General features: G+C 65.4%; 13 protein-coding genes. 4 read left to right on the top strand and 9 right to left on the bottom strand.

Annotation, left to right across the window (positions count from 1 at the left end; genetic code table 11):
* From P8Y64_07080 to hldE, 9 genes are all read right to left on the bottom strand, one after another.
* Nucleotides 1–522: cytochrome C oxidase assembly protein (locus P8Y64_07080; protein MEJ2060235.1), on the bottom strand; the 522-nt coding region annotated here is incomplete at its 3' end.
* A gap of 414 nt (nt 523–936) precedes the next feature.
* Nucleotides 937–1,290, bottom strand: a complete 354-nt coding sequence (locus P8Y64_07085; GenBank protein MEJ2060236.1) for a cytochrome O ubiquinol oxidase — start codon at nt 1,288–1,290, stop codon at nt 937–939.
* Complete coding sequence (locus P8Y64_07090) at nt 1,290–1,919, bottom strand: cytochrome c oxidase subunit 3 (GenBank protein MEJ2060237.1); 630 nt, start codon at nt 1,917–1,919, stop codon at nt 1,290–1,292. The genes P8Y64_07085 and P8Y64_07090 overlap by 1 nt, the downstream gene beginning before the upstream one ends.
* Before the next feature lie 97 nt (nt 1,920–2,016).
* Nucleotides 2,017–4,137 carry a cbb3-type cytochrome c oxidase subunit I gene (locus tag P8Y64_07095; protein MEJ2060238.1) on the bottom strand — a complete coding sequence of 707 codons (2,121 nt, stop codon included), beginning with the start codon at nt 4,135–4,137 and terminating at the stop codon, nt 2,017–2,019.
* A 15-nt stretch (nt 4,138–4,152) separates the two neighbouring features.
* Nucleotides 4,153–5,088, bottom strand: coding sequence for a COX aromatic rich motif-containing protein (locus P8Y64_07100; GenBank protein MEJ2060239.1), 936 nt, complete (start codon nt 5,086–5,088; stop codon nt 4,153–4,155).
* A gap of 862 nt (nt 5,089–5,950) precedes the next feature.
* Nucleotides 5,951–7,222, bottom strand: coding sequence for a lipid IV(A) 3-deoxy-D-manno-octulosonic acid transferase (gene waaA / locus P8Y64_07105; GenBank protein MEJ2060240.1), 1,272 nt, complete (start codon nt 7,220–7,222; stop codon nt 5,951–5,953).
* Complete coding sequence (locus tag P8Y64_07110) at nt 7,186–7,977, bottom strand: aldo/keto reductase (GenBank protein MEJ2060241.1); 792 nt, start codon at nt 7,975–7,977, stop codon at nt 7,186–7,188. Before P8Y64_07110 ends, waaA begins: the two co-directional genes overlap by 37 nt.
* Nucleotides 7,968–9,167: an FAD-dependent oxidoreductase gene (locus tag P8Y64_07115; GenBank protein MEJ2060242.1), complete on the bottom strand. Its 1,200-nt coding sequence runs from the start codon at nt 9,165–9,167 to the stop codon at nt 7,968–7,970. The genes P8Y64_07110 and P8Y64_07115 overlap by 10 nt, the downstream gene beginning before the upstream one ends.
* A 2-nt stretch (nt 9,168–9,169) precedes the next feature.
* Nucleotides 9,170–10,609, bottom strand: a complete 1,440-nt coding sequence (gene hldE, locus P8Y64_07120) for a bifunctional D-glycero-beta-D-manno-heptose-7-phosphate kinase/D-glycero-beta-D-manno-heptose 1-phosphate adenylyltransferase HldE (GenBank protein MEJ2060243.1) — start codon at nt 10,607–10,609, stop codon at nt 9,170–9,172.
* Nucleotides 10,610–10,717: 108 nt separating this feature from the next.
* Between hldE and lpxL the strand changes: the two genes are divergently transcribed.
* The 4 genes from lpxL to P8Y64_07140 are packed head-to-tail and all read left to right on the top strand — an operon-like array spanning nt 10,718 to nt 14,639.
* The gene (gene lpxL, locus P8Y64_07125) at nt 10,718–11,638 is read left to right on the top strand and encodes an LpxL/LpxP family Kdo(2)-lipid IV(A) lauroyl/palmitoleoyl acyltransferase (GenBank protein MEJ2060244.1); all 921 of its coding nucleotides are present in this window, start codon (nt 10,718–10,720) and stop codon (nt 11,636–11,638) included.
* 3 nt (nt 11,639–11,641) lie between these two features.
* The gene (rfaQ, locus tag P8Y64_07130) at nt 11,642–12,742 is read left to right on the top strand and encodes a putative lipopolysaccharide heptosyltransferase III (GenBank protein ID MEJ2060245.1); all 1,101 of its coding nucleotides are present in this window, start codon (nt 11,642–11,644) and stop codon (nt 12,740–12,742) included.
* Nucleotides 12,739–13,821, top strand: a complete 1,083-nt coding sequence (locus tag P8Y64_07135) for a glycosyltransferase (protein MEJ2060246.1) — start codon at nt 12,739–12,741, stop codon at nt 13,819–13,821. The genes rfaQ and P8Y64_07135 overlap by 4 nt, the downstream gene beginning before the upstream one ends.
* Nucleotides 13,818–14,639, top strand: coding sequence for a polysaccharide deacetylase family protein (locus P8Y64_07140; protein MEJ2060247.1), 822 nt, complete (start codon nt 13,818–13,820; stop codon nt 14,637–14,639). Before P8Y64_07135 ends, P8Y64_07140 begins: the two co-directional genes overlap by 4 nt.
* Nucleotides 14,640–14,647: the final 8 nt, after the last annotated feature.

Genomic DNA, 14,647 nt, shown 5'->3' on the forward strand with positions numbered 1-14,647 from the left:
GCCCGGTGACTTGGGCTTGAGGTTGACGGCGTGGAACAGGAAAAAGCCCACCGCCGCCTGCACCAGCACCAGACCGAAGGCAACCGGATAGGCCGCGCTCAGCCAGCCCAGGGTGCCGACGACGCCCAGGGCCGCGAGGCCGTGCACGACGAAGATCCACTGCGCCGTGCGCTGCGGGTGCAAAAAGGCCTCGATCGGTTTGCCGAAGCCGCGCTGCCCGGTGACCATGCCGCCCATGAAGATGGCGAACAGCACCGCGTGCAGCGCGAAGGTGTCCGCCAGGTACGGCAGCAGATGCGCGCCGGGGTAGTTCAGCGCCATCAGGTAGGTGATGAACACCAGATAGGCCAGCAGACCGTGCGTGCCGTGCACGAAGGCCGGTGCGCGACCGGCGAGCACGTACAGCGTGCCCATGCCGAACAATGCCGTGGCGATGATCAGGCCGAGACCGGTGAAGGTCATGATGTCCGGATGCAGAATGGCCAGCGCCAGACCGGTGAAGCCGACCGCCGTGGCGAGCACGCGGTGCGCCGCCTCCGGGTCCCAGACCGGTGAAGCCGACCGCCGTGGCGAGCACGCGGTGCGCCGCCTCCGGGTCGCCGCGCAGCATGAGCACGACGATGTTGCGCGTGTAGGGCCAGCGCGTGCCCAGCGACAGGCCATAACCGAAGCCCTCGACGATACTGCCGAGCAGGATCAGCGCGATGGAGAAGAACACCTCGGCGACCATCAATCCGTCGACGATGGCGCCCTTGCCCGGCAGCGGGCTGGTAATGCCGCGCCAGATACCCAGCACGATGGCGAGCACCACCATGCCGGCGATGCCCATCGCCACGATGCGCACCGTGAGGGTCATCTCGCCCTCCACGGCGTACTGCATCTCCGGGGAGGGCTCCACGCCCATGGCCTCAGCGGTCTGGGGTTTGCGCATGCCGGTTACATCCCCATGCCGGGCAGCATGGTGCGCGCCGCCAGGGTGTGGAACATCCACAGCGTCAGCCCCACCGCCATGACGAACAGCGGCACGGTGAAGGCGAAGGCCACGGTGTGCCAGATCTGGCTTTCCGACAGGTCCAGCTTGAACAGGAAGTAGAGCTGCGCGAGCACGGCCACCAGGGCGATGAGGGTGATGGTCGTGGCGAGCCCGGCCGGCGACATGGCGTGGCTGCGCACCAGGCCCAGCGAGATGAACATCATCGCCGCGGCGAACGCGTAGCCGATGAAGTAACCGCGCGCGCTGGCGATCTTGACCTCGGGATGATCGAGCGGATCGTGATTATCGTGGGACATCAGATGGCACCCCTCAGATAGACGAAGGAAAACACGCACACCCAGATCACGGCCTGGAAGTGCCAGAACAGCTTGAGGTTGAGCAGCCGGTAGACGATGTCGCCCTTGAAGCCGTCAGTGGCGACCTGGATCAGCATGACGATCATCCAGATCAGGCCGAACACCATGTGCACGCCGTGGGTGAGGACGATGGTCCAGTAGGCCGACAGGAATCCGCTGCGCGCCGGGACGGCGCCCTGGGCCACCAGGTCGACGAACTCATGCGTATCCATGCCGATGAAGACCACGCCCAGCGCGAAGGCGACGAACAGCCAGAACAGCACGCCCGACTGACTGCCGTGCTTGAGCGAGTTCATCGCCAGGCCGTAGGCGAACACGCTGGAGAACACCACCAGGGTTTCCCAGAAGGCGTACAGGGGATGGACGATGTCCCGGGCCGTCGGGCCGCCTGCAGTGTGGTGTACGTAGACGCCGTAGGACGCGAACAACGCCGCGAAGATCATCGCGTCGCTGATCATGTACAGCCAGAACCCGAGGGTTCGGGTCGAAATCACATCGTGGCCGTGGTGCTCGTAGTCCCAGAGCGAGGCATTGCCGGGATCGACGGTCTCTGCGCTGTGTGAACTCATGATTCGCTACTCCAAACGTAAGCTTTGACAATAAACAACCGGTTCCTATCCCTGCGCGTTCCCCGGCGTGTCTGCGTCGGGGAACGGCGGGAAGCGTTCAGTCGCCCTTGAGTTTGTTCCACGGCGCCCGCGACGCGGCCGGCACACCGCCGCCCACGGCGCCGCCACCGACCTTCTCGCCGGCCGATTCGACTTCGCGTGCACGGTCCAGGTAATCCTGTTCCATGGCGGCAACCTCGGCGGCGGGAATGATGTAACCCGTATCCTTCTCGAAGGAGCGGACGACGATGGCGACGATGATGGCCAGGAAGCTGAGACCGGCCAGCCACCAGATGCGCCAGATCAGGGCGAAGCCGAGCACCAGCGACAGCATGCCGAGAATCAGCGGCACCATGGTGTTCTTGGGCATGTGAATGTCCACGTAATGATCGGGCTTGAGGCTGTCCAGCTTGTTCTCCCGGCGCCAGGCCCACTCGTCACGTGCATGCACCATGGGCGTGACGGCGAAGTTGTAGAACGGCACCGGCGAATGCGTGCCCCACTCCAGGCTGCGCGAGGTACCCCAGGCATCCGCGCCGACCCGCAGGTCGTGGCGGTTGCGGATGCTGACCACGACCTGCGCCAGGAAGAAGAACACCGACACGGCATAGAAGCCGACACCCACCAGCTCCGCCAGGATCAGCGGATACCAGGCCGGATGCGAGATGTAGTCCAGGCGGCGCGTCATACCCATGAAGCCGAGGATGTACATGGGGATGAACACCATGATCGAGCCCAGGGTGAAGGACCAGAAGAAGCGCTTGCCGAGACGTTCATCCAGCTTGAAGCCGAACACCTTGGGGAACCAGAAGGTGACGCCGGCAAACGCGGCGTAGGCCACCAGCAGGAACATGTTGTGGAAGTGCGCGATCACGAACACGCTGTTGTGCACGATGTAGTTGATCGCGGGCACCGCCAGCATCATGCCGGTCATGCCGCCGCTGATCAGCAGGAAGATGGTGCCGATCGCCCACAGCATCGGGGTGTCGAAACGCAGACGTCCGCGATACATGGTGAACAGCCAGTTGAACACCTTCACCCCGGTGGGGATGCCGACCAGCATGGTGGCGATACTGAAGTAGGCGTTGACGTTGGGGCCGGCACCCATGGTGAAGAAGTGATGCAACCACACGCTCCAGGACACCGCGGCGATGGCCATGGAGGCGACCACCATGGTGACGTAGCCGAACAGAGTCTTTTGCGAGAAGGTCGGGACGATCTCGGAGATCATGCCGAAGGCCGGCAGCACGACGAAGTACACCTCCGGGTGACCCCAGATCCAGAACAGGTTGGTGTACATCATCAGGTCGCCGCCGAGGCTGGCGGTGAAGAAGTGCGTGCCGAGATAGCGGTCGAAGGTGAGCAGCGCCAGCGTCACGCCGAGCACGGGGAAGGACGTCAGCGCGATGATGTTGGTCGCCAGGGTGGTCCAGCTGAACACCGGCACGCGGCCCCAGGTCATGCCCGGCGCGCGCATCTTGATGATGGTGGCGATCAGGTTGACCGCACCCAGCGTGGTGCCCACGCTGCCGATCTGGATAGACCATATCCAGTAGTCCACCCCGACCCCCGGACTGTACGGCAGCTCCGTGAGCGGTATCAGCCCCACCCAGCCGGCGTGCGAGAAGTCGCCGACGAACAGCGAGATCATCACCAGCGCCGCGGCCGAGACCGTCAGCCACAGGCCGAGCGCGTTGAGATAGGGATAGGCCATGTCGCGCGCGCCGATCTGCAGCGGCACGACGATGTTCATGATGCCGACCAGGATCGGCGTCACCGCCAGCAGAATCATGATCATGCCGTGCGCGGTGAATACCTGATCCAGATGATACGGCGGCAGGTAACCGTGCGCGGCGCCCATGAAGCCCGGCGAGCTGGCGCCCACGGCCATGGCCTGCTGGGTGCGGATCATCACCGCGTCGAAGAAGCCGCGGAACAGCATCACCAGGCCGACGATGATGTACATCACGCCGATCTTTTTGTGATCCACGGTGGTGAGCCAGTCGCTCCACAGCGTGCGCCACTTGCCCGCGCAGGTCAGCCAGAACAGGGCGATGGCGCCGCCGACCAGGGACAGCTCGAAGGCGAAAAAGATGACGGGGTTGTTGTACTGATACTGGAGAATAAGGCCGAGGCGCCCGAAGATCGGATCCCATGGCCCTTGGAGGTTCACAAGCATGGTTGTACTCCGTTCTTAGTTGGTGCGTTCGGTGAATTCAGGTGCCTGCATGTTTTCCGTGAAGGCATAGGGCGTCGGATAGACCTTGCCCGCCTTGACCTCCTGGATCACATGTTTGAACAGACCGGGCTGGACGTTCGCGAAATACACGCTCTTGCCGCTGGTGTTCACGGTGGGCTGGGCGAATTTGTCGAATGCGGCGTAGGTCAGCTGCGCCTTGGCGCCCTTCACGCCGGCCACCCATTGCCCGAACTGCTGTTCGTTCAGCGCCTTGACCTTGAAGTCCATCCAGGAAAAGCCCGGACCGCTCAACGTCGCCGCCAGGCCGTGATACTCGCCCGTGTGATCGGCGATCATCGCCTGTTTGGTGCGCATGCCGGGCATGGCGTAGATCTGGCCCACCAGCTGGGGAATGAAGAAGTTGTTGGTGACGGTGGTCGAGGTCAGGCGGAAGTGCACCGGCACGTGGGTCGGCACAACCAGTTCGTTGGCGCTGGCGATATGCAGCTTGGGATATACGAACAGCCACTGCCAGTCGGTTGAGATCACATCGACCTCGAGCGGCGCGATGCCCTGCCGCGTGGTTTCGACCACGCTCTTCTTGGCGAGGACCTCGGGACCGTAGGGATTCACGGCGTGGATGCCGACGTAGGAGTAATAGCCGAGTATCGCGACGATCACCAGAGGCACGCCCCAGACGACAAACTCCAGCACGTTGGAATGCGCCCAACCGGGTTCGTGCCGGGCCTGCGCCGCGGCGCGGTAGCGCCACAGGACCCAGATGGTCAACGCGGTCACCGGAATGATGACGACCAGCATCACCAGCACATCCAGAATCATGTAGTGCAGCTCTGCGCTGGCGATCGGCCCCTTGGGATCGAACAGCCAGTAGTGCTTATCACTGCAACCGCTCAACAACAGCAACGGAAACAGTGCGAGCATGCGTGTCATACGCGGGAAAACCTGCCATCTCGTCATCAGTCGCCTTCCTCTAAACGCGTGAAGGAGCGAATGGGGCAACTCGTGTTCTGCTGTGAGATTGATGACCAAATGGCTAACGGCGTCAGGGCCGCCAACATCACCGTACCGTTCCCCAACGATCCGGTTTTCGTCATGCACTGAGCAACAACGGCGTAACAACTGCGCGTTTAAAACTTCAGGGTGTACTTGCCGCTCATCCCACAGCCCCATTCGCCAAGTCCGTTAATTACGGCGGTTCCGTCTGCACAACGACGGATTCCCGCCAGCCCGTTGGCTTCAGCCTTGGAGTCTGTGTAGTCGCCCGGGTCAGGCATCCATGCGCATGTGCAGCGCGCCGCATCCGGATTCGCCCGCGGGCGGGCAAAACCGTTCGAGACACGCGTGCTGAAGTGACACCAACACCGCCCCCTCAGGTTGGTGATGGCTGGCTTATTGCCCCGCGCCGCCGCTTCGGCCGCCTGGTTCAATTCCGCCGATAACCCGGTTTTTTCAAACCTCGAACGGGTCTGATATGCGCGGCCGATAAGAATTCCATAAAAATTTAATATTCGAGCATAAGAAATCCCTTAAATGACAACGGGTTAGCAGGCCGATTTACGCTAAGCCATTAAATTTAAAGGAAAAATACAGATCAGAAATTACGTCCGACCGCATTGAAACAGATCAAGTTCGATGAAAAAAATATTTACCGGACGCGGAATTCGCGGTGCCACAGGGCCATGACCACATCCTGTTCAGGGATATTGACGGCGCCGGGAGGGGGGATTTGCCGCCAAGAAACGGCGGCAGGTGGCAGGCCGTTGGAATCGGACCGGGCCCGGCCGCACAGGAGTCAGCCCGGCGGGCCTTCCAGCAACTCGCGGATTATGCCAAGCAACCGTTCGGTGACGCCCCGATTGGATTCGACCACCTGACGCCCGCTTTCCCCGATGTGACGTCGCTTGTCGTCATCCGTGAGCAGGTCTTCCAGCCAGGCGGCGATGGCGACGGTATCGTCGGCGTGCACCGCGGCGCCGGCCTGAAACAGGCGCGCATAGACCTCGTTGAAGTTGAAGATGTGCGGACCGGTCAGCACCGGGAGGCCGAGCGCGGCGGGCTCGAGCGGATTGTGTCCACCGATGGGAATCAGGCTGCCGCCGACGAAGGCCGCGTCCGCCGCGGCATACAGAGCCAGCAGTTCGCCCAGGGTATCGCCGACCAGCACCTGGGTATCCGGGGCGCATGCGGCGCCGGTGCTGCGCCGCATGGAACGCAGGCCCTGCTCCCTGCACAGCGCGGCGACCTCATCGAAGCGTTCCGGATGGCGCGGCACCAGAATCAGGAAGGCATCGGGCAGTTTTTCGAGCACGCGGTGATGCGCGTCGAGCAGGATATCGTCCTCACCCGCATGGGTGCTGGCGGCAATCCACACCGGCCGGCTGCCCAGACCTTCGCGCAATGCCTGTCCCTGCGCGACCTGTTCCTCCGGCACCGAGATGTCGAACTTGATGTTGCCGGTCTGCTGCACCCGCTCGCCTGGCGCGCCCAGCTCCAGAAAGCGCTGCGCATCCTGTTTGCCCTGCGCCGCGATGTGACTGATGTGCCAGAGGGTGCGGCGGGTGAGCGAAGCGAAGCGCGCATAACCGCGCGCGGACCGCTCGGACAGACGGGCATTGGCGATCATCAGCGGGATGTCGCGCCGGGCGCAGGCGGCAAACAGGTTGGGCCAGAGCTCGGTTTCCATGATCACGGCGATCAGCGGGCGCGTCTTGCGCAGGAAGCGGCGCACCACGTGCGGCAAGTCGTAGGGCAGATAGCAGTGATCCACGCTGTCGTGAAACAGCCGCCGGACCTGAGCCGAACCGGTAGGCGTGGTCGTGGTCACCAGGATGCGGTGGCCGGGGAATTCCGACTGCAGACGGCGGATCAGCGGCGTACTGGCGATGACCTCACCCACCGAAACGGCATGCACCCAGATGCGCGGCACGTTGGGCAGCCGCGGGTAATGCGCGAAACGTTCGGCGATGCGGCGGTGATAATCGGGATTGGCGCGACCGCGCCAGTACAGGCGCGCAATCACCAGGGGAGTCAGCAGATAAAGCAGCAGGCTATACAGGATGCGCATGCGTTGGACTTGAGATGTTCGGGATTGATGGTGCCCAGCACCACGCTGCTCACGCCGGGCTGGGAGAAGACGAAGCGCAGCGAGGTCTCGACCGGATCGCCGCCCTCCAGGCGATGCAGATGACCGCTCATGAACGCCTTCTTGATCAGCACACCCTTGTGGTGGGTGGCGGCAGCCTCGAGCACCGGCAGCTCATCGGTGTATTCGGGATTGCAGGTGGCCATGACGATGTCGCAATGCTCCACCACCCACAGACCGCCTTCGACGGTCTTGGTGGACATGCCATAAGCACGGATCAGACCTTCCTGCTTGAGCCTGTCCAGCGTTTCCAGCACCGGCTCTTCATGAATGATGCGCATGTCGTCGCCGTCGGAGTGCACCAGCACCGCATCGATGTAATCGCGACCCAGGCGTCTGAGGCTGCGCTCGATGCTCGCGCGGGTTCCCGCGGCGCTGAAGTCGAAGCTCGACTGCCCGTCTTCGAAGCTTTCGCCCACCTTGCTGACGATGATCCAGTCGCCGGTGTCGGGCAGCAGCTTGCCGAGACGTTCCTCGCTGGTGCCGTAGGCGGGCGCGGTGTCGATGAGGTTGATGCCCAGCTCGCGCGCCAGGGCCAGCAGGTCGCGCACCTCGGCATCGTCCGGCAGCTCGAAACCACTGGGATATTTCACGCCCTCGTTGCGGCCGATCTTGACTGTCCCCAACCCCAGGACGCTGACCTGCATGCCGGTGCTGCCCAACGGCCTCAGCTCCATGTGCGGCCCTCCACGTCCCACGGGTAGGGGGCAACCTCGGGGCGCGGCCATTCATCCAGTCCCGGCAGTCCCTCTGCCTGCGTGGGCGTATCCAGTCCCAGCCCGTCCATGACCATCTCGGCCAGACGCGGAGCCAGGGCCAGCTTGGTCGGCCAGGCCACGCCGACCGGGCCGGACCAGTTCAGGACGGGCAGGTCCGGCCGATGCCCGCCGGGCTGGCGGCCCTCCGCGCGGTCGACCCGCAACGTGGCCCATTCGGTATGGGCGAGATCGACCCAGGGCAGGATCTCCGCCAGTTCCGCATGCGCGGCATGAAGCTGTTCGTCGTGGGTGCGGTTGGCGCCGATTTCGGCTACCTGCCCGCCGACGTACCAGACCTGTCGCCCGGCGCGGTCGCGGTTGCTGGTGATGGTGGCACGCGGATTGGCGCTGACGCCCAGGCAATGGGCGTACAACGCGGGCAGTTCGCCGCGCACCATGACCATCTGCAGCGGGCGGCGCTGCATGGGTGCGGCAGCGGCCGGCAGGGCGCGGGCCAGTGCTTCGTTGCCCGCCCCGGCGGTGAGGATCACGCGTCGCGCCCGCAGGCTCAGTTGCTCGCCGCTTGGCGCGCGCACCGCCATGCGTACCCCGTCGTCGCCTATCTCGAGCCTGACCGCATTCGGATCGATATGCAGCAAGCTGTCGGCATACGCGTCACTGAAGGCGCTGAGCAGGGTTCGCGTGTCGAGCACCGGCTCGTCGAGCTGATAGAGGCTGCCGTGAAAGGCGCGCTCGGCGAACGGTTCGGGATGCCGGTCGCGTTGCAGCGGCTGCATACGCGCCTTCATCGCCTTGCCCGCAAAAAAACCGGTGAGCTTCGAACCCAGCGACTCGGTGGTCCACAGGTACTGATGTTCGGAAAGAATCGTGGCCCGGCTGAGATCCGGTTCGCCCTGCCCCTGCAGGGCGGCGCGCCAGATGCCGGGCATGGCGCCGATGGCCTCGGCGGCCCCGCTCAGCTTGCCCGTGAGGGAATACTTGGTGCCGCCATGGATGATGCCCTGCGAGGCCACGGTCTGACCGGGGCCGAGGGCATGCCCTTCGCACAGCACGCACGAGAACCCGGCGTGACGCAGACGGGCCAGCAGCCACAATCCGGCGATTCCACCGCCGACAATGGCTACGTCGACCTGTGCCTCGCTGGTCACTCTCAATCTTCCCGCGGCCTGCTTTGAATCCGCGCGATGGTACCGGTGGTGGACACACCTTCTATATAAGAGAGCACCACGACCTCGCCACCCGCCTCGCGCACGCAGCGGTTGCCGGGAATCTTGTCGGGATCGTTGTCGCCGCCCTTGACCAGGAAATCGGGATTGACCGCGCAGATCAGGCGTTCGGGCGTGTCCTCCCCGAACGGCACCACCCAGTCCACGGCCTGCAGGGCGGCCAGCACCGTCATGCGATGCTCCACCGGATTGACCGGCCGTGTCTCGCCCTTGAGCCGGCGCACGGATTCGTCGGTATTCACCGCCACGATGAGGCGGTCGCCCAGCGACCGGGCCTGGTTGAGATAGGCGACGTGGCCGGCGTGCAGGATGTCGAAGCAGCCGTTGGTCATGACGATGCGCTCGCCGTGCGCGCGCGCGTCTTCGACGGTCTCGAGCAGTTGCTCTTCCGTCATCACCCCGCGCAGGGCGTTTTCGTCTTCCTGCAGGGCACGACGGATCTCGGCCACGCTCACGGTGGCGGTGCCGACCTTGCCGACCACCACGCCGGCGGCCGTGTTGGCGAAGACCGTCGCCTGCGGCTCGCTGGCGCCGGCGGCCATGGAGGCGGCCAGCACCGAGATCACGGTATCGCCCGCGCCGGTGACGTCGAACACGTCGCGCGCGCGGGTGGGCAGGTGCAGGGGCTCCTCGCCGGTGCGCAGCAGGGTCATGCCGCGCTCGCTGCGGGTGATGAGCAGGCCCTCCAGGGCGTGGCGGGCCATGAGCTCCATGCCGCGCTGTACCAGCAGCTCCTCGTCATCCCCCACCGGTCCGACCACCGCCTCGAACTCGCGCAGGTTGGGGGTCACCAGGGTCGCGCCGTGATAATCGGCGAAGTCGTTGCTCTTGGGATCGACCAGCACCGGCAGGCCGCGTTCGCGCGCCAGGCGGATCAGCTCGCGTATCGGCTTGAGCGTGCCCTTGCCGTAGTCGGACAGCACCACGACGTCGGCCTGGTCCAGGGCACGCTCGAAGGTGCTGCCCAGGGCCTGATGGTCGGCCGCGGCGAAACCGCCCTCGAAATCGAGCCGGATGAGCTGCTGATGGCGGCTCAGGATACGCAGCTTGGTGATGGTGGGCTGACCCTCGACCCGCACGAAGCGACAGTCGACGCTGGCCTGGTTCATCAGGCGTTCCAGGCTGTCGGCGGCCTCGTCATAGCCGGCCATGCCGACCAGGGTGACATGACCGCCCAGGGCGGCGATGTTGAGGGCCACGTTGCCGGCGCCGCCGGGACGTTCTTCCGCACCGCCGACATGCACCACCGGCACCGGGGCCTCCGGCGAGATACGCGAGGTGTCGCCGTGCCAGTAGCGGTCGAGCATGATGTCGCCGACCACCAGGACGCGGGCGCGGGTGTAATCAGGGATCTGGAGTTTCATGGGTTAGCCCGTAATCGGCGCGCATAATAGCACAGCACCACTGGTTTCCCTGTCCCTCCCCGCCCCGGTCCAGTAAAATTCGGCGTTTGGGCTAAGCAGTTGTATCTTGTGTCAAAAGCATCGTTCCAACCCGCGCTGTTGCATCCGCGCCACTGGCCGGTCTGGCTCATTGTCGGCCTCCTGCGGCTGCTGCTGTTGCTGCCTTTTCGCGTCCAGCTGGCGCTGGGCCGCGGCATCGGCCGGCTGTTCCTGCTGCTCGGCAAACGCCGCGCACGCATCGCGCGCATCAATCTCGAATTGTGTTTTCCCGAACTGAGCGCGGAGGAGCGCGAACACGTGCTGCGCCGGCATTTCGAATCCGTCGGCATCGGCGTCTTCGAACTGGGCATGGCGTGGTGGGCCTCCGACCGGCGCATGAAACGCCTGGTGCACATCGAAGGCCTGGAACACCTGCGCGAGGCCTTCGCGCAGGGCAAGGGCGTGATCCTGCTGTCCGCGCACTTCACCACCCTGGAGATGGGCGGCCGCTTCCTGGCGTTGCAGGCGCCCGACCTGCCCATGGCCGCCTTGTACCGCCAGAACGAAAATCCGGTGCTGGAGCACCTGATCATCACCAAGCGCACCCAGCTGTGGGGCAGACCGATTCGGCGCGAAGACGTGCGCACCATGCTGCGCACGCTCCGGGACGGCAAGATCGTGTGGTACGCATCGGACCAGAACTTCGGCCACAAGGGCAGCGTGTTCGCGGACTTCTTCGGCGTGCCCGCCGCCACCAATACGGCCACCACCCGCCTTTCCGGCATGACCGGTGCGCCGGTGGTGCCGTTTTTCACCCGCCGCCTGGACGACGGCAGCTACGTACAGACCATCTCCCCGCCGCTTGAGGATTTCCCGGGCGAGAACCCCGAGGCCGACGCCACGCGCATCAACCTGATCATCGAGGACTGGGTGCGGCAGGCACCGGAACAGTATTTCTGGCTGCACCGGCGCTTCAAGGACCGGCCCGGCGACGAGCCGCGGTTTTACTGATTCATGCGCATCCTGGTCATCAAATTCCGCAACATCGGCGACGTGCTGCTGACCGCGCCGCTGGTCTCCACCCTGCGCCATGCCGCCCCCGACAACCGGGTGACGGCACTGGTCAAGGCGGGGACGGAGGCCATGCTGGAAGGACATCCCGACCTCGAAGAGGTGCTGGTTTATCCGTCGCGCGGGAAGGGGGAATCGCGTTTCGCCTTCTTTCGGCGCCAGCTGCGCTTTTTCCGCGAACTGCGCGCGCGGCGTTTCGACCTGGCCATCACCACCACGGAAGGCGACCGCGGGGTGATCGCGGCCTGGCTGTCGGGCGCCAGGTGCCGCCGCGGACCGTTCCGCCCCGGCAAGGACAAGCTGTTCCGCCGCCTGTTGCTGACCCGGGCGGTGCGACCGCGTCCCGGCAGGCTGCACACGGTGATGCGCAACCTGGAGCTTCTTCCAGAGGAAATGGGCCCGCCACGGACCGAAGTACAGCTGACGGTATCCGAAGCGGACCGGCAGTTGGTCAGGACGCTGCTGAGCGAGGCGGGCTGGCAGCCGGACCGGCCGCTGGTCCATGTGCACCCGACCTCGCGCTGGTTCTTCAAGTGCTGGACCGATACCGCCATGGCGGCCGTCATCGATCATCTCATCGAGCACCTCGGCGTGCAGGTGGCGCTGACCTGCGGCCCCGACAAGCGCGAACGCGCCAAGCTGGACGAGATCATGCGCCTGTGCCGTCAGCATCCCATCGACCTGGGCGGGCGGCTCACCCTCAAGCAGACCGCGGCGGTAAGCGGCCTGGCGCGGCTGTTCTTCGGCGTGGATACCGCGCCCATGCATATGGCCGCCGCCATGGGCACGCCGGTGGTGGCCCTGTTCGGCCCTTCCGGCGCCTTCGACTGGGGCCCGTGGCCGAACGGCTGGCAGGGCGACGATACGCCTTATCCTTCGCGCTGCGGCTCGCAAAGCGCCGGTCCGCATCACGTCATTCAGCAGCCGTGGTCGTGCGTGCCCTGCGGCGAGGACGGCTGCGGCGGCAGCAAGCGCTCGGACTGCCTGGAACACCTGTATCCTGAAGAGGTTCTGCCCGTGCTGGAGGCGGCGCTCGGCAAATGATCACCGTATTGCACACCGAATCCTCGCTGGGCCTGGGCGGCCAGGAAAAGCGCATCCTGCGCGAACTGGAACTGATCGACCGCAGCCGTTTCCGCCCGCTGTACCTGTGCCAGCCGGGCGCCAAGTCCATCGCACCCGCCGAGGCGCTGGACGTGCCCGTCTCGACGATACGCATGCGCAACGCCTTCAACCCGGTGACGATTCTCGGCATCGCGCGGCTGCTGCGCCGCGAGCGGGTGGACGTCGTACACACACACAGCTCGCGCGATGCCTGGCTGACCGGCATGGCGGCGCGGCTGGCCGGCATCCCGGTGGTGCGCACCCGTCATCTGCAGACCCCGATCGGCGGTCCGTTCGTCTACGCCAGGCTGGCCGACCGGGTGGTGACCGTCAGCGGACAGGTGCGCGAATACCTGGTCTCCGAAGGCGTACCCGCCGATCAGGTGCTGAGCATCCCGACCGGCATCGACCTGCAGCGCTTCGATCCCGACCGCAACGACCTGAAGGACATTCGCACCGAGTTCGGCATCGCGCCCGATGCGTTCGTGATCGGCATCATCGCCGTGCTGCGCAAGGCCAAGGGGCACCACCACCTGCTCGCGGCCTTCGCTCGCCTGGCCGCCGACCATCCGCGCCTGCACCTGCTGATCGCCGGCGACGGACCGCAGTGGGACAACCTGCACGCCCTGGCCGAACAGCTCGAGCTGGGCGACCGCGTCACCTTCACCGGCCATCGCACGGACGTGCCGGATATCCTCAACGCCCTGAACCTGTTCGTGCTGCCCTCGCACATGGAGGCGCTCGGCACCGCCCTGCTGGAGGCCATGGCCATGGGCGTGCCCGTCGTGGCTTCCGACGTGGGCGGCATTCCGGAGGCCGTGGGCGAAGCCGGTGTGCTGTGCGCCGCCGAGGATACCGACGGCCTGGCCGCGGCCGTGCAGGGCGTGGTCGACGACGACACCCTGCGCCTCACCCTGATCGAACAGGGCCGCTACCGGGCGCGCGAACTGTACGACCAGAATCTGATGGTCCGCAGACTCGAAGACCTGTACGAATCCCTGCTGGGCAAGCATCAATGAACGCCCGCATCGTCCCTGTCCTGATGTATCACCACGTCACGGCCGAGCCGGGGCTGGTGACGGTCAGCCCCGAACATTTCGAGCAGCAGATGCGCTGGCTGAAGACGCGCGGCTATCACACGGTTCGCGCGGACGAACTGCTCGGCTTCGTGCGCGGCGAACAGGCGCTGCCCGCACGCAGCGTGATGATCACCTTCGACGACGGCTACCTGGACAATTACGTGCACGCCTATCCCGTGCTGCAGAAGCTGGGACTGCATGCGGTGATCTTCGCCGTCACGCGCTGGATCGGAAACGGCGCGACCCGCCCCCATGCCGGTCAGCCGGGTGAACCGCCCGCAACACCCGGACACAAGGCCTGCAAGCACGCCATTGCCGAAGGACGCGCCGATGAGGTCATGCTGCGCTGGTCCGAGATCGTGGCCATGGAGGCGGAGGGCAGCATCGAGGTGCATTCCCATACCCACAGCCACGTACGCTGGGACCGGGAGCACGCGGACGAGCGGGAGCGTATCCAGGCAGTGCAGAACGACCTGCAGCGCAGCCACCACGAGCTGTACGAACAACTGGGCCGGCGCAGCCGGCACCTGTGCTGGCCCTGGGGCTACTTCGAACCGGGATACGTGCCGGCCGCGCGCGAAGCGGGCTTCGAGGCCCTGTACACCACCGCCCGCGGCCTGGCCCGCAAAGGGAGCGACCCGCTGGCCATCCCCCGCATCGTGGTCAAGGACCGCGGCGCCGACTGGTTCGGCGCCCGCATGCGGCTTTATACCCGCCCCTGGCTGGGCCCGCTTTATCTGCGGCTGCGGGGCGCCTGAGACGTGGG

The sequence above is a fragment of the Gammaproteobacteria bacterium genome, from assembly GCA_037388465.1.
In the GTDB taxonomy this organism is placed as follows: domain Bacteria; phylum Pseudomonadota; class Gammaproteobacteria; order SpSt-1174; family SpSt-1174; genus JARRKE01.

Coding starts and splice junctions, on each gene's coding strand:
- P8Y64_07085 (MEJ2060236.1), bottom strand. CDS start 1,290: ATGTCCCACGATAATCACGATCCGCTCGATCATCCCGAGGTCAAGATC.
- P8Y64_07100 (MEJ2060239.1), bottom strand. CDS start 5,088: ATGACACGCATGCTCGCACTGTTTCCGTTGCTGTTGTTGAGCGGTTGC.
- waaA (MEJ2060240.1), bottom strand. CDS start 7,222: ATGCGCATCCTGTATAGCCTGCTGCTTTATCTGCTGACTCCCCTGGTG.
- rfaQ (MEJ2060245.1), top strand. CDS start 11,642: ATGCGCATCCTGGTCATCAAATTCCGCAACATCGGCGACGTGCTGCTG.
- P8Y64_07090 (MEJ2060237.1), bottom strand. CDS start 1,919: ATGAGTTCACACAGCGCAGAGACCGTCGATCCCGGCAATGCCTCGCTC.
- hldE (MEJ2060243.1), bottom strand. CDS start 10,609: ATGAAACTCCAGATCCCTGATTACACCCGCGCCCGCGTCCTGGTGGTC.
- P8Y64_07110 (MEJ2060241.1), bottom strand. CDS start 7,977: ATGGAGCTGAGGCCGTTGGGCAGCACCGGCATGCAGGTCAGCGTCCTG.
- P8Y64_07140 (MEJ2060247.1), top strand. CDS start 13,818: ATGAACGCCCGCATCGTCCCTGTCCTGATGTATCACCACGTCACGGCC.
- P8Y64_07095 (MEJ2060238.1), bottom strand. CDS start 4,137: ATGCTTGTGAACCTCCAAGGGCCATGGGATCCGATCTTCGGGCGCCTC.
- P8Y64_07135 (MEJ2060246.1), top strand. CDS start 12,739: ATGATCACCGTATTGCACACCGAATCCTCGCTGGGCCTGGGCGGCCAG.